Source organism: Vibrio sp. 704, assembly GCF_033339295.1.
In genome coordinates, this window is the sequence record NZ_JAWOUH010000022.1 from 1 (window position 1) to 24,648 (window position 24,648).

Here is a 24,648-nt window from a genome sequence, read left to right on the forward strand (position 1 = left end):
GCGCTGGACTAAACAAAGGCCCCCTTTTAGGGGGCTCACACAAAGCCACCTTCTTTAGAAGGTGGTAATTTACTTTCCAGCTTAATCTTAATTTTTCTTCTCAATAAAACGGCTAATAGCAATAAAAATGAGACGTTGAAATAAAGTGTCGGTTTCTATCTCGCCATAAAATCTCTTTTATCCTTATTCGCTTATTTAAATGAGCCGTTATACCCAAGTGGCTTCGCTGCAATAAATATATCGATGTCACTTAGTTATAATAAATTAGACAGGACACAACATGGATACAGGAAAGATTAATATGCTTCTCTCTGAGCTAGGAGAAGTGCTGAACCTTGAGCGCGTGACAGCGTATGACGATCAAATGTGGTCACTGCATTTTGCTGAAAACAACAGTGTCGATGTTCTGCTCGTAGAGGAAAAAGGCGAGTTATTGATTTCCAAAAACCTGCTTATAGAACAAGATGATATTACGCTAGATAAACTTCAAGTTTTACTTGAATACAACTTCTTGTATCGAGAAACAGGTGGTGTGCAGTTTTGTGTGAATCCAACACGCAAAGACGTTGTTCTTCAAGTTGCTATCGCGACTGGAAGTGAACTCACCAACATTGCTAACTTAATCATTCAGTTGAACGAATTAGTTGATACTTGGGGACAGTTATTTCAAAACAACACGGTTGTAGATTTTAGCCAAACAGACGTACACGCATTTATTCAAGTTTAAGGCATCACACATGGTCAATATTAATACATCGCACATGCACTCGTTGAGTCAGTTAACGTCACATTTGGCGACACAAAATCAAGCTGACGACAAAGAGGTTCGAGCACACAACGGCAAAGATATTTTTGTTAAAGAGGGCGCACCAAAAAATAAAAGTATCAGCGCGCGTATTAGCCACCAGAATAAAGCGAAAGATATTGTAGTGAACCTGCTTACTAAGCAGGGTATTCCTAAAGATGTTGCGAAGCTGATGCTGAAAAATGTGTTGAACGGTGAAAACAAGTTAACGCTTGGGAGCCTGAAAAATCTTGAGAGATTGTCGTCTGGTCCTAGCTCAAATTGGCCCACTGCACAAACGGCAGCCTCTTCTTCCAAAACCAATAAAGCCTCATCGAGTGTCGCGCTTATCAACGAACATAAAGCCAACCTTCAAAAGCTTGGTGATTTTGCCTGTACGGACTTAAATACGTTCGGTGTTAAGGGGTCACAGTTTTATGAAACAAAAGGAAAGCCACGACTAAAAGAGCTTCACGCGGATCAAGCGCGAATCATGCAAGATCACAGAGCGACGATGTCCGCAAACGGAGTTCAAGCTGCAGCACAAAGAGGAACCGCACCGCAATTAAGCACTCTACAGAACATTGCTAAGGCAGTACAAACCGCGAAAGCCGGCTGCTGTACTACATTTGCCTTTGCTGCCGCCGCTGAGATGATTCAAGGCATGTCAGGAACACCTGAAAGTGAACCCAAAGTAGAAGTGGTTGCGTTTAAAAAGGGTCATTCAGGTACACACCTTTATGTACTGGTTGGTCGACAAGAGGGGAGCGACATAAAAGATCCATCAACGTGGAGTAAGGATGTGAAAATTGTTGACCCTTGGGCGACATCTGCATTCGGTGCACCAATGTTTGGAGATGCACAACGACCACCTGTTTCGAATATGTTCCCGCCAACAGAAGTCATTTTTGATAGCCATAAACTGGGTTAGTCACTCTGCAAAAGAAGTGAGCAAATACACCATGCTAAGCATCTAACCTTTATTGAAAGAGCAGCTCTGAGCTGCTCTTTTTTATTACTCTGGCAACTCGATTTTAGAGCGAGATTTCTGCGGAAAACCTCACAATGAAGGCGAAAAAGTGACAAAAATAAAGCCATTACCGACATCGTTCAATCTGCAATCGTTGTTCAATAGAGTTATTGAAACAAAAGGAAAAAGTTATGAACACGATTCAACAACTGCTCTTGGAGTTTTGCCAACTCAATGAGTTGCCCGAACTGAATTTTGAAGAAAATGAACGTTGTCAGCTACTGGTCGATGATCGCTACATGTTGTATTTCATCGCGACAGATACGGATGATTTGATGTTGTCTGTAACGTTCGGAGGGTTAGAAAAATCCGGTGAACAACGACTAAAAGGTTTAGAGCTTCTTGCTCATGCGAACTATCAAGGAATTGGTAGTGGCAACCTCGCACTTGCTTTGGCTCCAAACGGTCGACAGCTTGTCTTAGCAGGACGTAAACCCGTTGAGCATCTAAATACGACGAACCTTACCGCTTGGTTTCACGAAGTTATTGAACAGGCCGAGCTGTGGCAAGCGCGTTTCGCAATGTTGGATCAAGCGATTCCAACCACCTCTAATCATGAACAAGCTCATGTTCAATCACTTCGTGTGTAGGAGAGAAAAATGGTTAATACAACACAAAAAATCAGCCAAAGCCCAGTACCTGATCTAGAGCAGTTTCGTGCAGTTGCTGCGCAAAAAGATGACCGAGTGATCAGTAAAAGAGGTGAAGTAAAAGAACCTTCCACATTCCACAAAGGTCACAAGTTTGCTTCTATTCACGAAGGCGTATTGAGAAGCAAATACACTAAGTTTTTCCAAGAAAACATCAAAACTCACCTTGATTTAAAACAAGCGCTACTTAAGCAAGAAAAACCTGAGGTTGCGCTGTTGGCTTACTCCCTAGTGAGTCCTTCAGGCTATCGCGGTGAGCCACTTACTGAGCGTAAAATCTTAGAAGTTGTCAGCCTATTGGATGAAATAAAAGTGAGCAGCGATACGTACCAGCAGCTTAAAAATACGTTTGATGCGATCAGCAAAGATCCGCGTATGCAGGTGAGCTTAGAAGCCCAGTATCCGGGAAAAATGGATGGCTTTGCTGCTGAACTGCTGCAGATGGGCAAAGAAAAGCTAAAAGGTTCTGGTGTTAACGCCGTTATTAACTTGGCATTACCTGGCGTTGGCTTATTGATTTCTACAGGTCGAGAGCTGCACAAAGCGGCCGTAAATGGTGATGCTGAGGCTTACCATCATCAGTTAGAACAAATTTCACAGCTGCCAGGGCGAGATCAACGTCTTTCTATGCCGATGCAGCAAACCTTGGCTCAAGGTCATGCGATACTGTCGGCTGAAGGTGGCATTGGAGCTACATTAGGTATGGCGACGGGGAGCCTGGGCACGTTCGGTGTTAGCTCTGTAGCAACGGTGGGCGTCACACCGATAGCAAAAGAGGCAATCGGTTCTGCGGCAACGACTGCTATCATGAGTGGTGGTGGTTTTGTTGCGAACCAAGCTGGAGCATACGGACTAAATACAGAAGTCAAAGAACAACTCATGCAAGGTGAGATGTCTGGTGTTTTACCAAGGCTTGAAGTTTCTAATGCCAAAGGAGACTTTACCTTTAGTATGCAAGATCCGGCTTCTGTCCGCGCATTAATGGCGTACCTTGGTCCTAAGGAGAATACTGAAATGACTTCTCCTCAAGCGCCTAAAGAGGCACAAGAGATGGAAGCCGCTCGATTAACACTGAAAAAGATGTTGGGTTCAGAACCAAGTGAGCACTTGGTTCCTGACGTAGACTCTATCTTGAAGCTAAGCCCAGAGGATGCACCAAGTAAAACCGAGTCTATTGCTAACGGGGCGTTTAAAAAACTGTTAGGAGAAGATTGGGATTGGCTCATGCCAGCTGTTCGAGCGATTGATAAAGGGGAAGCAAGTAAAATAAACGAAAAGCTAACCTACAAGCTCCCCCTAGATGCAGCAAACGGACGAGTTTATCTTGATAAATGCCCAAACCTGAGTGACGTCCAATTAGATGCGCTAGAAAAACTAGGCTCACCAAGTCAATTGCGATTGATGTACTTGGCAGAAGGCTGGGTGTAATTTCAAATGGTAAAGTAGGGAGTAGGTGCTGCTCCTTACTTTATCTACCGTCAGCGTTCCTTTTTGGGGCTGGCTAATATCGGTTTAATTTAACTTTTCGACTGAAGAAACAAACACACAAGTGTCAACGTTATACCAACCCAACCAATGAAAGAAATTTCTTCCCCAACAATCGCAACTGCTAGTGCTGCTGCGATAACAGGTTCAAATAGCGTGAGTATGCTAGCTCCACTGGCTGTAACAAACCGTAGCCCAAACCCAAAAGCGACGTAACCTAACCCCATTGGAATCAAGGCCATGTAGAGCATGACCGCCGTATTAGTTGACGATGCAAATAGATTATCACCCGTGATGAAAAGTGTTGGTAGAAGCAAAACTCCACCAATACCAAAAACACTTCCCATGGCCGTTTGCGATTCAATGCCGTGGTCAATCATAGCCTTTACTCCCCATGAGTAAATGGCGTACGTCAAACCTGCCAATAGGCCAAGTAATACACCCCAATGCTTCATATCCTGATCAAATAAGCTATTTGCGGATGACTCAGAAGCCAGCAACAAGGTAATGCCAATGACCCCGATTGCGAAACTCATCATCCAGCGCTTGGTTATGGTCTGATTTCGGCTAAAGAGACACTCTAACAAAGCAGAAAAGAAAGGAGCAGTGGAGATAGAAATAACCGTACCAATAGCCACACCAGTGAATCGCATTGATGAATAAAAAGCCAGTGGGTAGGTGGCTAAGGCGATAATACTAATCAGTAACGTTTTCTTCTTATGTACGACTTTTCGAAAATCTCTCTTCAGTGACTTCGCAGATAGACATGCTTGCATAAACCCACCAATACCCATAGAAAATGCGCCAATGGCGAGAGCACTGACATCCGGTGCCAAGCTGGCAGCGGTGCCCGTCGTTCCCCACAGGGTTGAAGCAAAAAGTATGGATAAAGTTCCTAATTGATAGTCGGTGAAATGTTTTTTTAACACTGTAATTTCTACCTAGTGAATGGCTGTTTTAGGGTAGAAAGAATAAAAGAAAGCGATAGAGATTTTTGTGCTGAAAAGACGGAATACTTGTTCCAGAAGACTATTTTAGTGACTATCGGGAAAACTCTCTAGGAGACATACCAAAATGCATTGAAAACCGTCGACTAAACGCGGAAAGGTCACTATAACCAACTCGTTCAGCTATCAACTGAACTGGAAGGTCTGTATGAGTCAGTAGTGCTTTGGCTTTTTCCATACGTTGTAGTGTAATGTACTTATGGACGCTCACTTTTAGCTGTTCTTTAAAAAGCTTTTTAAACTGCGTCGGACTCAAGCAAGCGGCATTCGCTAATGAGGCAATGGTGAGTGGCTGATCAAGCTGCTCCGCGATCACAACCTGTACATCTCGAATACGCAAATCCACGGAGCGAGACCGCTTTTGCTGCTCCAGCAACAGATAGAAGGTTGCAACCATTGAGTTTTCAATTTCATCATTAACCTGATACTCAAGTTGCTTTTCGACAAACTGGATAAAGCTCAGTAGAGGCGGGCTAATCGAAAACACAGCCACACTATTATCCATCAAATGAGTGGGCAAAGTGGTCATATCCGCAACAATAAAGCGTGATGACTCTTCGGCATTAAACCCGTGAGCACAACTTTTGGGGATGACTATGCAGTCGCCAACCGCCACCTTTCCGACATAGCTATCCATATCAATATGTATGTTGCCCTGGAGAGGAAGCACCAGTTGATGATAATCACTATGAGTATGTCGGCTCATACGTTTCGTGTAGGAGCGAATGCTTAAGCTAGATTTCATAAAAACAACATACAGTTAAAGGATACCGCATTATAGCGTTGAAAGTATCGAGGTTGAAAGCTGGGCAGTTGTAAGCCCAGATCTTGAATGGGATGTGGTTTGTTAGTCCGCCTCGGACTCTAACGAAGCCAACCAACGAAGCACTTCCGCAGTTGCCTCAATAAGATCGCTTGGGATGTACTGGTCGACGTTACCGTCGGCGTATAGTGCACGAGCAAGAGGGACTTTTTGCATCACAGGCACGCCTTCCTCTTTAGCGATTGCGACCATACGTTTGGCTACCGCATCGGTTTCCATCAAAGTGATGACGGGCAGGGGCGTTTCGCCTTTCTTGTAATAAAGGCCAACCGCGATATGTGTTGGGTTTGTAACTAATACATTAGAACGTTTAACGTTTTCACGTTGATTAGAGGCTTGTAGCTCTTGGTGTAACTGACGACGTTTGCTTTTTATTTCTGGACTGCCTTCCATCTCTTTGTATTCGCGCTTCACTTCGTCCTTGCTCATTTTGAGCTTTTTCGTGTGATCAAACTTCTGGTACGCAAAATCTGCGGCAGCGATGACGATGAAGCCTACCGAAGAGATAATCATTAATTGTTTAATCATGACGCCAGTAATGGTCGGGACACATTCTAGCCCACAAGTTGGAATTTGCATTAAAGCGTTGATGTTACCGCGTAATGTCACCCAGATAATGCAGGAAAGAAGAGAGACTTTAAGGATCGACTTGATAAACTCAATCACACTCTTGAGGGAAAAAATGCGTTTGGCCCCTTCGACGGGATTGATCTTTTTGATGTCGGGTTTAACGGATTCACCACTAAATAGGAACCCGAACTGCCCCATATTGGAAAAGATGGCGACGAGTGCAGCAACCAGAATAATCGGAGCGAGTAGATAGGCAATTTCTTTTGCGATGGCGATAGCGACATCGACTAGCGCCTCTTGGAAACCCTGATAAGCAAGCTTACTTGGTAGGAGAATAAGCGCTGAGATGTGCGACATGTAATAATCGGCGAACGCAAACAGTACAATTATGAGCGCCAAAATTAATGCAGACGATACGATTTCTTGGCTTTTGGCAACCTGACCTTTCTGCCGAGCATCGCGTAACTTTTTTGCGGTGGGTTGCTCTGTTTTTTCTGCACTCATAAAGAATCCTAAGCGTTATTGCCAAATGGTATTGAGTTGTTCTGCGAATCGGGTAATGCCGTAAAACTGTACTTCAAAGTGATCCATCATTATTCCGAGATACACGATCAGTAAAACACTCGCGATGGCACTTTTTATTGGCATGGCAAGGAAAAAAACATTCAATTGCGGTGCAAAACGACTGATAAGCGCTAGACCAAACTCAGCAAGAAACATTGCCAACACTAATGGAGCGGACATCAACACACCAAGCCACATAAGCTGTTCAAATTGCGCGTAGAAGAAGCTCACCCATGCGTCGCTAACGGTTGGGAAAAAGTCCACGATCGGCCAAGATGTATAGCTTTTGAATAACGCATAGATAAAAGTGACAAAGCCCCCGCCAGAGAAGAACAGGGTAATCAACGTTTGGGTCAGTAATACCGCTGTTGGTGTGGATTGTGAGCCTAGCGTTGGGTTAAACATACTTGCCATGGCAGCCCCACGTTGGTTGTCGACCAGAAAACCGGCCGCTTCTATCGCCCAAAAAGGGATAGCAGCAACAAACCCTATCAATAGCCCAATTAATACCTCCTTACCCAAAATCATTATCAGCCAAATGCCGTCGGTTTCTGCGGGCAAGCTTTGCTGATTAATCATCGGAAATATAAACAGTGCGAGTGAGCAAAGCACACCATTTCTCACCATGGTGCCGCCTAACATTTGCTTGCTCAAAATAGGCAAAAAGATGAAGCATGCCATTAACCTAGGTAACGTCAGGCTGTACAAAAATAAAGCCTGGTGTAAGTCGTGATAACTCATCGTATTTGAGGAATTTTATCCATAGCAAGCGAGGCGAAGGCGTGGAGCTCTGCCCCTAGCCATTGCGTTGTGACGAACAGCGTAATAATGACCGCGATAAGCTTGACCACAAAGCCTAACGTTTGTTCTTGGACCTGAGTTAACGCCTGAATAAGCGACACCAATGTACCAACCAATGCTGCGACTAAAATCGGCGGTAATGACAAGTACAACACTAGGGTTAATGCTTGAGTCGTGAAATGAATGATTTCAGCAGAATGCATACTTTCTCCGTGATTAACCGTAACTCAACACTAAGCCGTGGGTAAGCTTTGTCCAGCCGTCAAGCAAGACAAAAAGCAGCAATTTGAAGGGGAGGGAAATCGTCATTGGCGATACCATCATCATCCCCATCGCGAGTAGGATATTCGACACAATTAGGTCAATAGCGATGAACGGTAAGTACAACAGAAAGCCAATTTCAAAAGCGCGAGTAAGCTCGCTGACGGTAAATGCGGGCAGTAAGAGCAATAAACTGTCCGACTCTAAACGGTCTACGTACTTCTGTGGCCACAATGTGCGTGCAGCATCAGTGAAGAATATGGCTTCGGTTTCCCGAATATGCTTTTTCAAAAATTCTCGATAAGGCTGTAAACCGCTTTCAATGAGGCCTTCTACACTTGCAGAATCTTCAAGGGAGATATCATGTTGCTTTACGTAGTCGTAGGTTTCAAACCCGACGGGAGCCATGATGAAAATTGACAGAATGATGGCCAATCCGTAAAGCGCCATATTCGGCGGAATTTGCTGTACACCGAGAGCGTTACGCAGCAGTGAGAATACAACGGCGAGTTTCACAAACGACGTCGCCATCATGGCGATAAATGGGATCAGTGCCAGCAGTGCTAAGCTGACAATGAGGTTGAGCTCGTCGGGTAACTGGATCATGCTGGCTCCTGCGTGCCACCGAACAGCTCCAGTACGCGCACACCTAAATGTTCGTTAACATTAACCAGTTCACACTCACCAATGATTTTGCCGTTGGCACGCAATGTTACCGGCTTAGATACAGGCTGGTTTAGCTCGAATACGTACCCTGGCTGGAGCTGGTTAAGCTGCTCTAGCGTGATGGTTTGATGGCCGATATCAAACGTGAGTTCCACAGGTAGTTGCTGGTGGTCGGTTAACATTTCTGAAGTGTTTACGTCATTCATATTGGTTTCTTTTTCCATAATGTGAAGAGTTTGGTCATCCAGTTGGCAGCGCCAGAGATTCTGGTTAGATACTTGAAAAATGGTTTGTTGCTTGGCGATGTAACCATCGTCAAAAAAGATGACATCTCCCAGCTCGAGCGAATTAAATTCGCTTAACGTCAAATGGGTCCTTCCAAGACTTAACCACACAGGTAAAGCGAGGTGTCGAGCTTGTAGAGCAGCGCTGTTTGGTAGCGCATCCAACAACACGTCTGATCCTTCGCTAACCCACAAACAAAGAGAGCCGTTAGGCTTATTGAGGGTTAACATTAAAGTATGCTCTTGGGCCTGGCTCGCCTCTAACGGCTGTAGTTGACTAAGAATGGGTAACTGACCAAATAGCGCTTTGATTGCCTCACTATGCGGTTCTATCTGTGAGCTCAAAAGTGCTAACTGGAGGGAGTTAGGCAGGGACTCAAACGCAGTAGCATTTAAGGTCGATTTCAGCCAATGTTGGAGCTGCGCACGAGAAAAGTCTACTTGTAGGGTTTGCCCTCCAATCAACGTGGTTAAACGGAACCCTTCAAATGAAGGGATTTGAGCAACAGTAATCGATACGCTCTGACCATCAGTCCCTTGGAAGTGGCACTGTTTTGCACAAAGTTGATTGCTGAGCGCGATACTTTCTGCATCCACTTTGGGGATTATTAACGGCGTCATAGGTCATTCTCCGCTTGCCATTCTTCATACACGCTGCGTTGTTGGCGTGAGTGTTGTTGTTCATGTTGTTGTTGATCGAGCTGTTGAGTTTGTTCGCTGATCGCTAAGCGAAGTGGCTGCTCACCGCCGAATCGGTTTAGCCGTTCAGCAAGATCTTGTCTAGCTTGCTGGCTAATAATGGAAAGGGCATGCTCTTGTCGAATCGTCACGCTATACCCTTGAGCGTCCAACTTGATGTGGATTTCACCACCTTTTAATTGCCCTTCACTTAGAAACAGCCGAACCTCTTTGTTGTCCGATGCGGTTGGCAGAGCAACATAGATTTTGTCCACCAATTGCTGGAGTAATTGGTTTACGTCTCGCGTTGGGCTTGGTTGAGCCTGCGAAGCAACACTTTTTAGGATGACATCGCCTTGTGTTACCGCACTTGCAAAGGGCTGAGAAGGCACTTTTTCTTCATCCGTTTTAACGGCGAATAGTGCGCTTTTCGTCTCGATTTTTTCAAGAGGCTTGGTTTCAGGCAGGCCATCAGTTTGGTCTGATCGTTTGCCTGTATTCTGTAGCGGCGGAGTTGCACGCTTATTGTGCGTTTTTTCAGTTTGCTTTTTCGTTAGGCCAACAATGTTAATCCCATCTTGAGCGAGCTCTGTCGCTGTCGCACTTTGGGGGAGCAAGCCAGATTCAAGCGTAGAGAGACAATCCGGTGAGATACGTTTATCCATCGGCGTCGGTTTGTCATCTTTCAAATGAGCTTGAAAGTGAGGATCAACAAGCTCGGTAGAAGGGGAGCTTAGAACTGTGTCGCCATCGCTTTTTCCGTCATTTTTAAGCAGTTTATTGTTTTCGCTAATTATTTCTTCGCTATTTGCTGCGTCGTCTTGCGATTTCTCTACGTCTCTCTTAGTGACGACGTCACTTTGACCGTTTAAGGTGGAGATGTTTTTGTCAGCGTTGGCTTCTTGGTTCGATAGGTTATGTTTCTTATCTAGACCTTGAGATGTCTTATGCCTTAGCGGTATGTCTTTTTCGCCAGTATGATTTTTTTGGGGATTCCCAACGATAGACTCCTTTCCCTTGCTAGGCTTCTTCGTCATTGCATGCTCGAATTGTGATTGAAGCTCGGCCTCCTTCTCGAGAGGCGCTTGTTCTGGCGTTGATTTGTGCAGCGTATTCGATGCTTCAGTTGTTGGGGTAATGCGCATAGTGAACCTTTAGATAATGTCGACAGTGCGAAACTCTTCCTGTTCGAGTTCTTCTTGGTATTGCCTTTCTCGCGATTTTTCCGCGACTTCTTGTTGCTGCAACTGAACGAATTTTTCTTTGGTTTTATGGGCTTGTCGCGCCTCTTTTTGCTTTTCTTTAAGTGCCGAGCGTTCGATTTCAAGCGCTTTTTTTGACTCGGCCACACGTTGTTTAAGTTCGGCTTCTCTCTCTCTTAACAACGCGATTTCTTGTCTTAATGTTTCCAGCTCTTTGAGAACGAGCGTTTGTTGTTTTGCTTTAGCAAAACGTCGCTCTTCTTCTTCCTGGCGCCAAACGTGATAGTCCGCGACAGAACGTTCGGCCTTTTGAACCTGTGCTGCGGCGTTTGACACTCGGTATTCTTGACGCTTGACGGCTTTATCCGCACGGTCAGCGCGAATTTTTTTGATTTCTAATAAACGTTCTATCATTGTTTCGCCATCCCTTTAAGTTGAGCGATAGCGCCATCAAGATCGCTTGGTTCATGAGTGCCTTGGCGTAAAAAGGCGCGTATATCATCACTTTGTGCAATGGCCATATCTGCTAGGCTATCTGCGCCATGTTGGTATTCGCCAATTTTGATTAGCAGCTCAACTTCTTCATACTTAGCTAACATTTCGCGAATATGAGCAGCAGACGCCTGATGATCGGGTTCAACGATTTGATTCATCACTCGGCTTGCTGACCGAAGTACATCAATGGCGGGGTAATGGTTCATTGCCGCAAGCTTGCGCGAGAGAATGATGTGCCCATCTAAAATGGAGCGAGTTTCATCCGCGACAGGCTCTGTCATGTCGTCACCTTCCACCAACACGGTGTACAGTGCTGTAATTGATCCTTTGTCTGATTGTCCAGCTCGTTCCATCAGCTTTGGCAAAGCGGCAAAAACGGAAGGCGGATAGCCACGTCGTGTTGGTGGCTCGCCTGCGGCTAGTCCAATCTCCCTCTGTGCGCGGGCGAAACGCGTTACAGAATCCATCAGCAGTAGCACGCGTTTACCTTGGTCACGAAAATATTCTGCGATAGAAGTGGCAACAAAAGCGGCTTTGGCGCGCTCCATTGCTGGGCGATCAGAGGTAGCGACCACTAAAACCGATTTGGCCATTCCTTCTTCGCCTAGGTCATGCTCAATAAACTCGCGCACTTCGCGTCCGCGTTCACCAATTAAGGCGAGAACGGTCACGTCAACTTCTGCGGAGCGAATCAGTTTTGCCAGTAGGGTACTTTTACCCCCGCCAGCCGCTGCAAAAATACCCATGCGCTGACCTTCACCACAGGTCAGTAGCCCATCAATGGATCGAACGCCAAGAGAGATTGGCTTTTCAATCAGTTTACGTTGCATTGGTGGTGGCGCATCGCGATAAACAGGATACCAAGCACTTGGTTCCTGACTTTGCGTACCATCGAAAGGACGCCCAAGCCCGTCAAGCGTTGTACCTAACAGGTGGTCGCCAACACCCACTTCGTGCATTTTGCCCATTGGGCTTACTTCTGTATTTGAGGAAATCCCAAACATATTTCCTAATGGGGTGAGCAGAGCGTGATGCTGCTGGAAGCCAACCACTTCCGCTAACAAAGACAGAGTTTGATCGGGATTACGCAACTCACACAGTTCACCTACACGAACGCCAGGGACGACAGCTTTGATAATGGTGCCGGTGACTTGTGTAACGCGCCCGCGAATTTGGATCAAACGCGTGTGTTTAATCGCAGATTGTTGGATATCAGTGATGTATGAGAAATCGTTCAAGGTAAAAATATGCGCAATGATTGATGCTGAGAGGATAGAAAGTATAAGAATCAATTTATAGTGAATATCAGTCGGGAGTTTTTAGAAAACTGAAAGCGCACTAAAAAAACACGTCTGATTTTGACAGCTTCAACAAAGCGCACTTCCTATAATTCGCCTGTATTGTGCGGAAGGAGTGCAAGTGAATGAGTATTATCAACAATCATATCGCAACAAATCCAAAGTTTGATGCGTCTATCCAAAACGGGTTGGAATCGTCTCGTCCCGACGTTTCACAAAAAGGCAATTATCGCGGTGAAACCGTCCGTGTTCACAATGCCACACAATCACTTTTTGATGCGATGGAAGAACTCACTTCACTCGGTTCCGAAAAAGCAGAGAAAGATCTGACCAAGCGCAAAGTGAAAGACAGTGGTGTTCGAGTTAATGAAGCACATGAACTCGTTTCGGACTACTTAAGAAAAGTCCCTGATCTTGAAAAGAATCAAAAAATCAAAGATTTGGCTACAAAAATGGCGGGAGGAAATATCTCGACCATCGCGCAATTACAAGCCTACTTGAATGGGTTTTCCGATGAGAAAAGCCATCAATACCTAGCCCTAAAAGCCGTTAAAAAGTTTTTGAGTGCGAGTCCAGAAAGTAAACACCTACTAGCGCTGATTGACCAAGCACTTCTAAGAATCGAGCAAAACCCAGATACATGGTCTCAAATTGATACGGAAATCCGTGTCTCAAATTTTGCTGATGAATACAGCCAAGAGCAAGAGTTTAGCTCTTTGCATCAGCTGCGCGGCTTCTACCGCGATACCGTTCATAGTTATCAAGGGCTCGGCGCGGCTTATCAAGATGTTGTGGCGCGCTTTGGTGAGCAGGAGGTATCGACCGCTGTTGACTTTATGCTGCAAGGCATGAGTGCAGATCTTAGTGTTCAAGGTAGCAGTATCGATTCGGTTAAGTTGAAGTGGTTGATGTCCGATATGCAAAAACTCAAAACTCTAAATACGTTGCAAGATCGTGTGAGTCAGCTGTTCCAAATGTTTAAACCGGAAAGGACGAATTATGGCTTATCAAGTTTCTAATTTGATGGCTGATGTGATTGCGTTGGTAGAGCAGCGATGGGTAAGCAGTGATGAGATATGGAAAGTCGCCAACGCAATGGAATTGACGGCGGTAGAACAAAAAATCGATTTTTTTCGAGAGTTCCATAAGTTAGTTCGCGCAATCCCAATTGACGTATTCGCCGATGAAGAACAACGACAGAATTTAATCCAAGCGGTACAAAAGGCGCTAGACGAAGCCATTGATATAGAAGAAGAGGAAGCGTGGGAAGATGAGTTGGATTGATGCATCCGTCGATGAATTTTGCCGAGGAATGGGGCTCGATGCCGTCGATTTCTCATCAGCTGGACGGGTGCAGCTGGATTTTGAGCAAAGTGGTACGCTGCATATTGAGCGACAGGGTGAGCAGTTATTCTTGATGTTGTCTCGAGCGTTATCTTGGCATCAAACCAGTGACATTATTCAAAGTGCACTGTGTTTGTGTCATGCCGATCAAGGCTGGCCTTTCGAAATTAAAACCGGCTTGTTAGATGAACAAACTCTGGTTTTTTCAGCAAGGCTAAAAGGAGAAGAAGTAACACTTCCGACCTTAGAGCAAGCGTTTACGCTTTTGGCTCGTCTACATAACGATGTGGCAGGCTCATGACTCGAGTCAGCACTTTAAACGTAGGCATCGAAGCCTTTACGCATGTTACTCATAGTGAAGTTAAGGCCGATTTCCCAGAGCGATTTCAATTGCTTCCTGATGGTCAGGCGGTCGCTACACATTTAGAGAAGCTCTATGATCTCAGGCCTTCAGACCAATATCTCATCGCGTTAACTAAGCCCAAGCTGCTGCACTCAGAGTTGTTGCGTCCAGAAAAATACCGTCAACAATTTGATGAAACGTTAGCTCAGCTGCAAGTTCTTGCACAGGATTCAGGCTCCGCTTCTTTTATCAAAGCATCTGAAACGCTACAAAGTACGCAACTAGATCAGCGTTACCTCACTATGGCGCTCAATCTCCTTATTCAGGTCTAACCAACATGTTGAGATCCAAAGACATTGAACTCTTACTTGTTCACGCTGCGCTACAAGTTCAATACCAAAAGCCAGAGCATGCCATTTCTATTCTCGATGCGGTTCTAGAAATAGAACCGCAGCACAAAGAGGCGATGCAAACACTTGCTGTGGCGTGTTTACAAAGTGGTCGATATACCCGGGCGATTGAGGTGTGTGAGCACTTATTAAAATCTGACCTTCATCCTGACTCGGCAGGACTCTGGTTTTGTTTAAGCCAAGCGCGTTGGAAACAAAATGACGTCGATGGGGCACGCCAAGCGCACCGACGCTATCTGCAATCTTTAAATAGTGAATCACATGAATAAGTTGATCGATATTCTAAACAAAGTAGGGCAACGCAAAGACATCATGCTTGCGGTGATGTTACTCGCGATCGTCTTTATGATGATATTGCCACTTCCTACCGCACTGGTGGATGTGCTGATTGGCACCAACATGAGCATTGCGGTGGTGCTGCTTATGTTAGCGATTTACATCACCACGCCACTTGAGTTCTCTGCATTTCCTGCGGTGCTATTGATCACGACATTGTTTCGTCTGTCTTTATCTATCACGACAACCCGCTTGATCTTGCTACAAGGCGATGCTGGTCAAATCGTTTATACATTCGGTAACTTCGTTGTGGGCGGTAACTTAGTGGTCGGTATCGTTGTGTTCCTGATCATTACCATTGTTCAGTTTATGGTGATCACCAAAGGCTCAGAAAGGGTAGCAGAAGTTAGTGCGCGCTTCTCACTCGATGCGATGCCTGGTAAGCAGATGAGTATTGACGGTGACATGCGTGCCGGAGTAATTGACGTACACGAAGCTAGGCACCGACGATCACTGATTGAAAAAGAAAGCCAAATGTATGGCTCGATGGATGGCGCGATGAAGTTCGTTAAAGGCGACTCCATTGCGGGTCTGGTCATCATTGTGGTCAACATCTTAGGTGGCGTCACGATCGGGGTAACGCAAAAAGGCATGAGTGCTTCTGAAGCACTTGAATTGTTTGCGATTTTGACCGTTGGCGATGGTTTGGTATCGCAGATCCCGGCACTCTTTATCGCGATTACCGCCGGTATTATCGTGACGCGTGTTTCTCATGAAGATTCTTCTGATCTTGGGTCGGACATTGGTGGGCAGGTCATTGCTCAGCCACGTGCGCTTCTTATTGGTGGTGTGCTTTTGGTGCTGTTCGCACTCATCCCTGGGTTTCCAAAAATCACTTTTCTGGTCTTGGCCGCCGTGGTTGGTGGTGGTGGTTTCTTCCTTTTCTATCAACAGAAAAAACAAGCTGAATCAGATAGCACCGACTTATCAAGCTTTGTTTCGCAAGGGGCCGGTTCGCCAGCAGCGAAGCCAAACAAACCCACTCCATCTAGAAACAGTAAAGGCAAATTAGGTGAGCAAGAAGAGTTTGCCATGACGGTCCCACTCTTGATCGATCTTGACGCGAGCCTTCAGGAAAGCTTGGAAGCGGTCGCATTAAATGAAGAGCTAGCAAGGGTTAGACGCGCACTATATCTCGACCTAGGCGTGCCTTTCCCAGGCATCCACCTGCGCTTTAACGAGGGGATGCAAAATGGCGAGTACTTAATTCAGTTACAAGAAGTCCCGGTTGCACGAGGACGAATTGTTAAAGATCAACTCTTGGTGACAGAAGGGAATGAACAGATCGATTTATTAGGCGTGCCTTATGAGCAAGATGAAGATTTTCTACCCGGTATTTCTAGCATTTGGGTGGCACAGAGTTATGAGCAAAAACTCGTAGCCAGTCATGTCGGTTTTCTCACACCCGACAGGATTTTAACGTACCACTTGTCTCATGTTCTTAAGGAGTACGCACAAGACTTTATTGGTATTCAGGAGACGCGTTATCTGTTGGAGCAGATGGAAGGCAGTTATTCGGAGCTAGTCAAAGAGGCCCAGCGTATTGTTCCGTTGCAAAAAATGACGGAAATCTTGCAACGCTTGGTTTCTGAAGACATTTCTATCCGAAACCTTCGCGTGATCTTGGAAGCGATGGTTGAGTGGGGCCAAAAAGAGAAAGATGTTGTACAGCTGACGGAGTACATTCGTTCCAGCTTAAAACGTTACATTTGCTACAAATACGCGAGCGGACAAAACATGTTGCCCGCTTACTTATTGGATCAAAATCTCGAAGACACAATACGCAGCGGTATTCGTCAAACCTCAGCAGGGAGTTACTTGGCGTTAGATCCGTCAGTAACGCAACAATTTGTCAGTGATGTGAAACAGACCATTGGTGACTTAAGCCGCATGCCGAATAAACCTGTGCTAGTTGTGTCTATGGATGTACGCCGATATGTGCGAAAGCTTATTGAATCGGAATACTACGATCTGCCCGTTTTGTCATTTCAAGAACTAACCCAGCAAATCAATATTCAGCCACTTGGAAGGGTGGGTATGTAATGAAAACAAAACTAATACTCTCGCTGGCGCAAGCGGGGATCGAAGTGACGCCATACTTTTGGCAACAAAGTGAAATTCAACTTGGTTATCGAATTGAAGTTGAGGGCTTAGAGCTCGTTTTTCGGGTGGAGGACGGTGAAATCATCATCGTTCTTCTGAAACGCGTTCGTCCAAAATTGGGGTTGAGTAACCCCTTTGCCGGCTTATTTCTCTTGGCTGAACATGCCATTCAACTTTATCCCTCCGATTGGGTCATTCGCGGCAACGTCGATGTGTTACGTGGTAGCAACATGAGCAGCCAGCGATTGGCACAGTTCTATCTAAAAGCATGCGGTGCAAGCCATGATGAGCTAGAAGACTGGTACTGTTTACGCCTAGCAGATTATAGACCTTTGAAAAAGTTGAAAAAGTAAAAACTCACGACTGTTACTGACAGCACCGATGAGATGACCCGCTTTAAGATAGGAATCAAGATGAAGCAACCGTTTACCGATGCGATTGAGAACGCTGAGCTTGCCATTAGAAAAGCTGAAGACAGAACCGATATTTTTAACGAGCTATTGGAAGGCTTAGGTGTTGGTCCTGTTGCGGGGGATGTTTTACTTGGCGGCATAAAAGCGCCAGTAGATACCATGAAACGTGCAGAGCAAGAGCTAATAGACGAAGTCCAGCGCCGCCGGCAGCAACAAACTCAGCTACAAGGTACGTCAGGTAAACGCAGAAAGCGTCCCACAGTGATGCGCGGCATGATGATTTAGAGGTTTGGAAATGACGAATATGAAAACGACTGGCTCTACGACAGGAGCAACAGACACAGCTGCGAGTAGTGCACCATTACCCACTTTCCAACAAAACTTGATAGAGGCATTTACCCCTGTACTGGGTGAAGCAGAGACTCAGCAACTTGCCTCGATAATCTCTTCATTGCCAACTATCTCGGGACAAACGGAATCACAAAGCATCGCGCTTTATGTTGATACGCTTGAAAACCTAAAAGCGAAAAATAACACGTTTGCTGGTATATCATTGACCGACACCGCATCTGTTTGGATAAAGTCGCTACAAAGTGCTAACTCAGATGGCGAATTAACCGCAGCCGAGTTTAATGCTCAAACAAACCAAACGCTATCAAATCAGTTTCAGGCTTGGTTTAGTAAGCTACTGACGGAAAACGTAGATAGCTCGTTATCTACTGAGTTTGTTAGTCAATTTAATCTGGGCACCCAGAGTAACCAAGCGGAGCAGATCGCCAACCTCTCCGAGACAGAACTGGCTAATGCCACCAAAGAAATTTCTCTTTTTGTTGCAGAGCTTGCTAATCAAATGGGCTCCCGTGAAGTGAGAGATGCTTCTATTTCTTTTCTTCGCAATGCCTTTAGTAGCTTAGGTTCCGTTAATCTCGCGCAACTGAAGAGCTCGGACTTTCTGTTGACTAAAGAGAGTTTCGCCCTTCAAGTCTCAGCTCAATTAAAAAGTAGTTTTCAAGGCATTGGTATTACTTTAAGCACCGATGACGCAAGTGCGCTAGCTAGCAGAATTACCTGGACTCCTGGTATTTCTAAACAGCAGCTTAAAGAAGCGTTAGATGAAATGGCCGCTCAAGTGAAAGGCCAATATAGCGCAGCTTATGGTGAGGCGAGTGGAACGAACAATCTAAAAGCAACACTTAATACTGTCATTGGTGGAACTGAGCCTTTGACCCTTTCTAGTCTGTTCGCCAACTTCGCGGTGAGTTTAACAAATATAGAAATCGATGACTTTTACCAGGACAGCGCGATAGCCGATGTCCAAAAGACACAAATAACGGCAGCTCAAGTTAATTTGATCAAAGAAAACACCGAACGAGATATCCGATTACAGTTTGAAAAAATAGTAAAAGGTGAATCTACCGGGGCTTCATTTACTGAGCGATACGAGGCATTGCGCAAAAACTTAGGGGCATTGAAAGAGCGTCTACTCAATATCACCGATAAAGAGAAAGCGGATCGCGAGGTGAGAGCAGAGCACTCTCTAACGGCTCGTGATTTGTTGGCCGTTGTTGAGTCCAGCATTGGAGACCGTTTTGATGAGCAAGTGCTGCTTGCACTAAATGAGCGTCGTGTTAACCGTTTAGAGAAACGTAATGACCAGAAAGAGGCATTAGAGGATCTCACAATACAGCTTAAAGTTTTTGGTGTTGTGCAATCAAAAATTCACTCTACGCAAAGTGTTGATGGGGTTTATAAACCGGGATATCCAGAAAGTAACTTCAAAGCGAGTGACTTTAACTACAGCAATCAAACGGATTTTGAAGCTTCACCTGAGTACAAGTATTTGACGGATAATAAGATAACAAACCATCGAGACTTCCTTCAAACACAAGGTATTACTATCGGTGATGGTGCTTCGTACCAAGACGAAGAGAAGTCGAAAAAGCTGTCTAATTTTTCTAGTTCTGTCAGTGCTAAATCCAAGTTGCTTAACGATGAAGTGCAAATCAAAACCACTGAGCTGAACGACACCAGTTCTCAATACAACTCGACCGTTGAAGCGATGAACAAGTTTGTTCAGAAGTACCACAGTATTTTACAAGAAATCCTACGAGCCATTTAAGGATAACCAACCATGACTAAAACAAACGCGACCGATCCATCTCAAATGCAAGCAGAAGAACTGCTGTCTTTTTTGGAAGAGGGAGGCACGCTAAAAATGTTGCACGATGTGTCTCAGGACACCATCGAACACATTTATGCCGTAGGTTACAACTTTTTCCAATCGGGAAAGATTGAGCAAGCAGCGAAAGTATTTCAATTACTCAGCATGCTTGATCATTATCAGGCGCGATTTTTCATTGGCCTTGGCGCGGCTCGTCAGGAGTTGGGTGAGTATCTGCAGGCAATAGACGCCTACAGCTACGCAGCGCTAGTGGACGTAAATGATCCACGCCCACCTTTTCACTCTGCTGAATGTCACCTTAAACTGGAACAACTGACAGAAGCAGAGAGTGGGTTTTACAGCGCGAAGGAGATGTCTGCCGGAAAATCACAATATGCAGATTTGCATGAGCGTGCAGGCATCATGTTAGAAGCGGTGAGAAATAAAAAGGAGTAATTAGACTATGAGTTCTATTGCACTTGACCGCATCCAGACACAGGTTTATAGCCCTGAATCTGGCCAAGCCACGTTAGATAACGTGCAGAAAACGGCGTCTACAGCGACGCCTTCTGTGACGGTAGAAAACGTGAAGAGTAAAGATGCAGATGTACTGAACACCGGAAAAGTAAAAGTTCAGTTAGATGCACCTAACGCAGCTGTTAGTGACAAAGTGAATGATTTGACGCTAAAAGCCATGGCACAGCTGCAAAAGATCGTCGATACCATTGCAAAATCTCTCCATGCAGTTGCAGACCAAACAGGTTCGATTGCCGTCAAAATCATCGCAGGATCTGCTGATGATTTTGAAGTAGAGCTTGCTGCTATCACGGATAAACTGAAAAGTGCTCAAAACGAGCTGAAAATTCAGGAAGTGAAGGTCGCAAAAGCTAAGCACGAAAAAGAGATGGTGGAAAACCAAGACAAAATCAAAGAATCGGAAGCCGCTGCAAAAGAAGCCCAAAAATCAGGCTTAGCAGCGAAGATCTTTGGTTGGATCAGTGCGGTGGTTTCTATTGTTGTTGGTGCCGTAATGGTGGCAACGGGTGTTGGTGCAGCAGCCGGTGCACTTATGATCGCTGGTGGCGTCATGGGAGCAGTGAGCATGGCGTTGCAAGAGCCAGCCGTTCAAGATGCGCTAAAAGAAGCGGGCGTAAATGTCGATGTGCTAAACAAAGTCGTAATGGCATTAGAAATCGCCGTCGCGGTTATCGGAGCTGTTGTGACGTTTGGTGGTGCAGCTGCTGGCGGTATCGCGAAACTTGCAGCAAAAGGTGCTGGTAAGGTAGCTCAAAAGGTCACGGAAATCGCTACGAAAGCCGCTGCAAACATGGCGAAAGTGGCGGATATGGGCACAAAAGCTGCGACAACAACAGCGAAAGCGATTCGTTATGGCGCAGAAACCGTCGATCTTGCCGTCAACGTGGGTAAAGGCGCAACGGACAGTGTCCATGCTGCTAACAATGCTCACGTAACAGAGATTCAGGCTGATATCACAGACCTTCGAGCCAAAATGACGTTAAGCCAGGCTGTCATTGATAAGCTCAAAGAAGAGATTGGTAAGTTGATGGAAGACTTCCAAGAGCTGATGAGCCTCATCATGCAAATGATTCAAGCGAAAAGTGAAACTATGCAAACGGTGTTAAGCCGTCCTGCAACGGTATAAGGAGTTTATTATGCTAGATAAAGTAGGCGGAACGGGTCGTGGTGAACTATACGGTTTAGGCGATACCATTAAAACCAACAAAGCAGAAAAAGCGCCGGAAACAAAGCTTGAAGCGGGTGCCGTTAAAAGCCAAAGTGAGTCAGGTGTTTCTGGTGCAGCACGCTACCAGTTAGAGACACCTAAAGCTCCCACAGTGAGTAACCAAGCTCAAGTTGTTGCAAACTTAATGAGTGCTCTTGCGCCGACGGTGAGCTCATTAATGAGCACAACGATGAAAGCGCTTAACGGTGAGGAGGTGATCAAGTCACCATCAGATGCGGTATCACAATCGTTGACGCTATTAACATTGTTGTATCAAGTATCAAAGCTGAGCCGTGAGCAGCAAGTGCTACAACGTGAAATTGCTGTTGAAGCAAACGTCGCGAGTTTAGAAAGCCAAGCGGCAGAACTAAACAACTCGGCAAGCGCAATGATCGCGATGGCAGTCGTTTCGGGTGTATTAGCGGGTGCTACCGCAATTATTGGTGCCCTTGGTTCTTTCAAAGCAGGGAAAGAAATCAAGAATGAAATGGCGAGCAATAATGTACTGAAAACGCAAAAAGCTGGCTTCGATCAAGCAGAAGAGTTATTAAATAACAATAGCTTGTCTAAAACGCAGCAAGATCAGGTTAAGCGTGCGCACTCACTAGCGAAAGACAATATCGCAGACACGACAGCGCAGCTGACAAGTGGTGGCCGTAAGTTCGATAAGTTGATGAGCTCAAACCAAGCGAAGAACGCGATTCTTCAAGCTTTGGGCCAGATGGCAAACTCAGCATCGAATGTAGAGCAAACCAAAGCGCAAGCGCGCAGCAAAGATGATGAAGTACAAGCGACTCGCGCACAAGCAGCCAAACAGAAAGCCGATGAAAACATTGGTTTCCAAGAAGGTTTATTGAAAGAGCTACGTGACTTGTTCCGATCTATCTCAGATAGCCAGAACCAAGCGTGGCGAGCGTCAGTCCCAACGGTGTAACCATCCGTTTCACTAACTACAAAGCGTTGTTTATACAACGCTTTTTTTATGGGATAAAAGTATAAACGCTATTTATCAGCAGGTTAAGTTGATAAAAAAATATATATCTATAAATCAACCTCCAAGGATGAGAACTCAAACGTTATCAAATTGTTAACGGTTGCTATACTTAAACGGTCATCAACACAGGTAAAAGGGATGTTCAATGTTTAAGTTTAAGCAAATCGCACTTGCGGCTTCTTTGGCTGCACTCACAACAGGCTTTTCTGCGTCTGCGGAGGAAACGTTTGTCACGATTGGTACCGGTGGCGTAACAGGGGTTTATTATCCGACTGGTGGCGCTATTTGTCGCTTGGTTAACAAATCGCGAGAAGAGCACGGTATCCGTTGTTCGGTAGAAAGTACTGGGGGATCGATTTATAACATCAACACTATTCGTGCTGGTGAATTGGACCTCGGTATCGCGCAATCAGACTGGCAGTATCATGCTTACAAAGGAACCAGTAAGTTTGAAGAAAGCGGGCCTTTTAAAGAGCTGCGCGCCGTATTCTCCGTTCATCCAGAACCGTTTACTGTCGTTGCACGTAAAGACGCGAACATCAAAACTTTTGATGACTTGAAAGGTAAGCGCGTCAACATTGGTAATCCTGGTTCTGGTCAGCGAGGTACTATGGAAGTGCTAATGAACCAGTATGGTTGGAGTAACGACGACTTTAAGCTTGTCTCTGAGTTAAAAGCAGCAGAGCAATCAAAAGCACTTTGTGATAACAAAATTGATGCGATGATTTATACCGTTGGTCACCCAAGTGGAGCGATTAAAGAAGCCACTACGTCGTGTGATAGTAATATCGTAACGGTAGCTGGACCTAATGTAGAAAAGCTGGTTGCAGACAACAGCTTCTATCGTGTCGCAAATGTCCCAGGTGGTATGTATCGTGGCACAGATAGTGATGTTCAAACCTTTGGTGTGGGCGCGACGTTTGTTTCTTCTACTGCGGTACCAGAAGATGTGGTTTATAACGTGGTTAAAGCGGTATTTGAAAACTTCGATGATTTCCGCCGTCTCCACCCAGCGTTTGCAAACTTGAAGAAAGAGGAAATGGTAAAAGACGGTTTATCTGCGCCTCTTCACCCAGGTGCGCTCAAATACTACAAAGAAGTAGGGCTGATTAAGTAAGCGTTACTTTCTCTTATTATTGATGTAAAACGCCATCTTTCTCGATCAATGCCACTCGTTTAACCGCGAGTGGCATATTTCTATTTCTCGTCACCCTGTACAGCGACGAAGGAGCGTGATACAGGCTCTTCCATCCGAGCACTTTGTGATCAAAATGGTTTCATTAGCCGCTCAGTGTAGTGCTATTAGATTCCTAACCTCGCTGGAGTGACACAAAAAATCGTTAAGCCATCTGCATTAATCTTTCGCGCTGGCGTTTTTGTAGGAGTGTTATCCACTTGTACAAGTTTTGCTTAAACATAAACATCAATGAAAAAGTAGATAGTGATGAGAATAGAAGAAAGAGCAACAAACCCTTTAACATGATTAGGATTCAGTTGACGAGAGACACGAGCTGCAAGATACCCACCTACCAACGTACCGACCAAAACAACACTACCTGTGTGCCAGTCAATGGAGCCATTGGCAACAAAAATCACGATAGCAATGAGTGAAACACACGTAGATACGAGCAATTTCAAACCGTTCATTAAATTAATGTCTTGGTGGCCAGCTACTACCAGATAGCTCAGAACAATAACCCCTAAACCTGCGTTGAAAAAACCACCGTAAGCAGAGACACCAACAAGTAGTGAACCCAACGCGATTGCTCCGAGTATGCCAGCATGTTTGTGCTCTTTCGCGACAGTTTTGATTAGCATTGTTAAACGAGAACCGGTGAGAAAAAGCACGGTGGCAAATAAGAGTAACCAAGGGATAGCTTCCATAAATAGCGATTCTGGCGTGTTGAGCAACAGATATGCTCCGACAGCGCCGCCGACTAAACTGAATGAGACTGTGAACAGCAGTTCATGCTTGTTCTTCATGATCTCTTCTCTGAACCCGACGGCTCCACTAATGTAACCCGCACATGAAGCATATGTGTTTGTTGCGTTAGCCATAATAGGAGGAACACCAACTGCCAATAGAGCCGGAAAAGTAATAAAGCTTCCGCCTCCCGCTATGGAGTTAATGATCCCACCAATTACGCCAGCAATGAATAAAAGTGAGAGTTCTAAAAGCATAAACAATCCTTGTTATGTTCT

The 24,648-nt window shown here is 45.3% G+C and carries 28 protein-coding genes; 17 read left to right on the top strand and 11 right to left on the bottom strand.

The annotated features are described in order from the left end of the window. Positions 1-280: 280 nt before the first annotated feature. From R7R24_RS20745 to R7R24_RS20760, 4 genes are all read left to right on the top strand, one after another. Positions 281-727 carry a type III secretion system chaperone gene (locus R7R24_RS20745; protein ID WP_025768119.1) on the top strand — a complete coding sequence of 149 codons (447 nt, stop codon included), beginning with the start codon at positions 281-283 and terminating at the stop codon, positions 725-727. A 10-nt stretch (positions 728-737) separates the two neighbouring features. After that, complete coding sequence (vopR, locus tag R7R24_RS20750) at positions 738-1,715, top strand: type III secretion system effector VopR (RefSeq protein WP_054579503.1); 978 nt, start codon at positions 738-740, stop codon at positions 1,713-1,715. A 230-nt stretch (positions 1,716-1,945) separates the two neighbouring features. After that, positions 1,946-2,404, top strand: coding sequence for a CesT family type III secretion system chaperone (locus R7R24_RS20755; RefSeq protein WP_005377211.1), 459 nt, complete (start codon positions 1,946-1,948; stop codon positions 2,402-2,404). Between the two features lie 9 nt (positions 2,405-2,413). Continuing rightward, positions 2,414-3,892 carry a hypothetical protein gene (locus R7R24_RS20760; protein WP_017821337.1) on the top strand — a complete coding sequence of 493 codons (1,479 nt, stop codon included), beginning with the start codon at positions 2,414-2,416 and terminating at the stop codon, positions 3,890-3,892. Between the two features lie 89 nt (positions 3,893-3,981). Here the strand turns inward: R7R24_RS20760 and R7R24_RS20765 are convergent, their stop codons facing one another. The 10 genes from R7R24_RS20765 to vscN form a co-directional block, all read right to left on the bottom strand. Beyond that, positions 3,982-4,884 carry a DMT family transporter gene (locus R7R24_RS20765; protein WP_373921414.1) on the bottom strand — a complete coding sequence of 301 codons (903 nt, stop codon included), beginning with the start codon at positions 4,882-4,884 and terminating at the stop codon, positions 3,982-3,984. A 106-nt stretch (positions 4,885-4,990) separates the two neighbouring features. After that, a complete protein-coding gene (locus R7R24_RS20770) occupies positions 4,991-5,701 on the bottom strand; it encodes a helix-turn-helix domain-containing protein (RefSeq protein ID WP_021707757.1) in 711 nt (236 codons plus the stop codon). 102 nt (positions 5,702-5,803) lie between these two features. Further along, on the bottom strand, positions 5,804-6,853 hold the full coding sequence (gene vscU, locus R7R24_RS20775) for a SctU family type III secretion system export apparatus subunit VscU (RefSeq protein WP_005377219.1): 1,050 nt from the start codon (positions 6,851-6,853) through the stop codon (positions 5,804-5,806). Between the two features lie 15 nt (positions 6,854-6,868). Continuing rightward, positions 6,869-7,654 (bottom strand): type III secretion system export apparatus subunit SctT, encoded by a 786-nt coding sequence (sctT, locus tag R7R24_RS20780; protein ID WP_031778955.1) that lies wholly within the window; start codon positions 7,652-7,654, stop codon positions 6,869-6,871. Next, positions 7,651-7,917 (bottom strand): SctS family type III secretion system export apparatus subunit VscS, encoded by a 267-nt coding sequence (gene vscS, locus R7R24_RS20785; RefSeq protein WP_005377227.1) that lies wholly within the window; start codon positions 7,915-7,917, stop codon positions 7,651-7,653. The genes sctT and vscS overlap by 4 nt, the downstream gene beginning before the upstream one ends. 13 nt (positions 7,918-7,930) lie before the next feature. Further along, positions 7,931-8,581, bottom strand: a complete 651-nt coding sequence (vscR, locus tag R7R24_RS20790; RefSeq protein WP_005377232.1) for a SctR family type III secretion system export apparatus subunit VscR — start codon at positions 8,579-8,581, stop codon at positions 7,931-7,933. Then, positions 8,578-9,546, bottom strand: a complete 969-nt coding sequence (gene vscQ, locus R7R24_RS20795) for a SctQ family type III secretion system cytoplasmic ring protein VscQ (RefSeq protein ID WP_005377234.1) — start codon at positions 9,544-9,546, stop codon at positions 8,578-8,580. Before vscQ ends, vscR begins: the two co-directional genes overlap by 4 nt. Continuing rightward, on the bottom strand, positions 9,543-10,748 hold the full coding sequence (locus R7R24_RS20800; RefSeq protein WP_005377235.1) for a type III secretion system needle length determinant: 1,206 nt from the start codon (positions 10,746-10,748) through the stop codon (positions 9,543-9,545). The genes vscQ and R7R24_RS20800 overlap by 4 nt, the downstream gene beginning before the upstream one ends. Positions 10,749-10,757: 9 nt before the next feature. Beyond that, positions 10,758-11,219, bottom strand: a complete 462-nt coding sequence (locus tag R7R24_RS20805) for a type III secretion protein (protein WP_005377236.1) — start codon at positions 11,217-11,219, stop codon at positions 10,758-10,760. Then, positions 11,216-12,538, bottom strand: coding sequence for a SctN family type III secretion system ATPase VscN (vscN, locus tag R7R24_RS20810; protein WP_005377237.1), 1,323 nt, complete (start codon positions 12,536-12,538; stop codon positions 11,216-11,218). The genes R7R24_RS20805 and vscN overlap by 4 nt, the downstream gene beginning before the upstream one ends. 185 nt (positions 12,539-12,723) lie before the next feature. Here vscN and sctW point away from each other — a divergent pair, with 185 nt between their 5' ends. The 13 genes from sctW (at position 12,724) to R7R24_RS20875 (ending at position 23,563) form a co-directional block, all read left to right on the top strand. Next, positions 12,724-13,617, top strand: a complete 894-nt coding sequence (sctW, locus tag R7R24_RS20815) for a type III secretion system gatekeeper subunit SctW (protein WP_005377238.1) — start codon at positions 12,724-12,726, stop codon at positions 13,615-13,617. Continuing rightward, positions 13,598-13,882 (top strand): TyeA family type III secretion system gatekeeper subunit, encoded by a 285-nt coding sequence (locus tag R7R24_RS20820; protein WP_005377239.1) that lies wholly within the window; start codon positions 13,598-13,600, stop codon positions 13,880-13,882. The genes sctW and R7R24_RS20820 overlap by 20 nt, the downstream gene beginning before the upstream one ends. Continuing rightward, the gene (sycN, locus tag R7R24_RS20825; RefSeq protein ID WP_005377240.1) at positions 13,869-14,243 is read left to right on the top strand and encodes a type III secretion chaperone SycN; all 375 of its coding nucleotides are present in this window, start codon (positions 13,869-13,871) and stop codon (positions 14,241-14,243) included. The genes R7R24_RS20820 and sycN overlap by 14 nt, the downstream gene beginning before the upstream one ends. After that, complete coding sequence (vscX, locus tag R7R24_RS20830; RefSeq protein ID WP_005377246.1) at positions 14,240-14,617, top strand: type III secretion system protein VscX; 378 nt, start codon at positions 14,240-14,242, stop codon at positions 14,615-14,617. Before sycN ends, vscX begins: the two co-directional genes overlap by 4 nt. Before the next feature lie 5 nt (positions 14,618-14,622). Then, entirely contained in the window at positions 14,623-14,964 is a 342-nt protein-coding gene (gene vscY / locus R7R24_RS20835; protein WP_005377248.1) for a type III secretion system chaperone VscY, read from the top strand. Then, positions 14,948-17,074: a SctV family type III secretion system export apparatus subunit VcrD gene (gene vcrD / locus R7R24_RS20840; RefSeq protein ID WP_086013853.1), complete on the top strand. Its 2,127-nt coding sequence runs from the start codon at positions 14,948-14,950 to the stop codon at positions 17,072-17,074. The genes vscY and vcrD overlap by 17 nt, the downstream gene beginning before the upstream one ends. Further along, positions 17,074-17,487, top strand: a complete 414-nt coding sequence (locus R7R24_RS20845; protein ID WP_005377252.1) for an LcrR family type III secretion system chaperone — start codon at positions 17,074-17,076, stop codon at positions 17,485-17,487. The genes vcrD and R7R24_RS20845 overlap by 1 nt, the downstream gene beginning before the upstream one ends. Before the next feature lie 60 nt (positions 17,488-17,547). Continuing rightward, complete coding sequence (locus R7R24_RS20850) at positions 17,548-17,832, top strand: LcrG family type III secretion system chaperone (protein WP_005377254.1); 285 nt, start codon at positions 17,548-17,550, stop codon at positions 17,830-17,832. A 10-nt stretch (positions 17,833-17,842) separates the two neighbouring features. Continuing rightward, positions 17,843-19,666, top strand: coding sequence for a virulence-associated V antigen (locus R7R24_RS20855; protein ID WP_031778956.1), 1,824 nt, complete (start codon positions 17,843-17,845; stop codon positions 19,664-19,666). A 12-nt stretch (positions 19,667-19,678) separates the two neighbouring features. Beyond that, complete coding sequence (vcrH, locus tag R7R24_RS20860) at positions 19,679-20,164, top strand: SycD/LcrH family type III secretion system chaperone VcrH (protein ID WP_005377258.1); 486 nt, start codon at positions 19,679-19,681, stop codon at positions 20,162-20,164. Positions 20,165-20,171: 7 nt separating this feature from the next. Next, positions 20,172-21,371 (top strand): type III secretion system translocon subunit VopB, encoded by a 1,200-nt coding sequence (vopB, locus tag R7R24_RS20865; protein ID WP_005377260.1) that lies wholly within the window; start codon positions 20,172-20,174, stop codon positions 21,369-21,371. Positions 21,372-21,381: 10 nt separating this feature from the next. Then, on the top strand, positions 21,382-22,386 hold the full coding sequence (vopD, locus tag R7R24_RS20870; RefSeq protein ID WP_005377262.1) for a type III secretion system translocon subunit VopD: 1,005 nt from the start codon (positions 21,382-21,384) through the stop codon (positions 22,384-22,386). Between the two features lie 205 nt (positions 22,387-22,591). Continuing rightward, on the top strand, positions 22,592-23,563 hold the full coding sequence (locus R7R24_RS20875; RefSeq protein ID WP_005377264.1) for a TAXI family TRAP transporter solute-binding subunit: 972 nt from the start codon (positions 22,592-22,594) through the stop codon (positions 23,561-23,563). A 293-nt stretch (positions 23,564-23,856) separates the two neighbouring features. On the opposite strand, the gene R7R24_RS20880 is transcribed toward R7R24_RS20875, so the two are convergent. Continuing rightward, positions 23,857-24,627 carry a sulfite exporter TauE/SafE family protein gene (locus R7R24_RS20880; protein ID WP_005377266.1) on the bottom strand — a complete coding sequence of 257 codons (771 nt, stop codon included), beginning with the start codon at positions 24,625-24,627 and terminating at the stop codon, positions 23,857-23,859. Between the last annotated feature and the right edge of the window lie 21 nt (positions 24,628-24,648).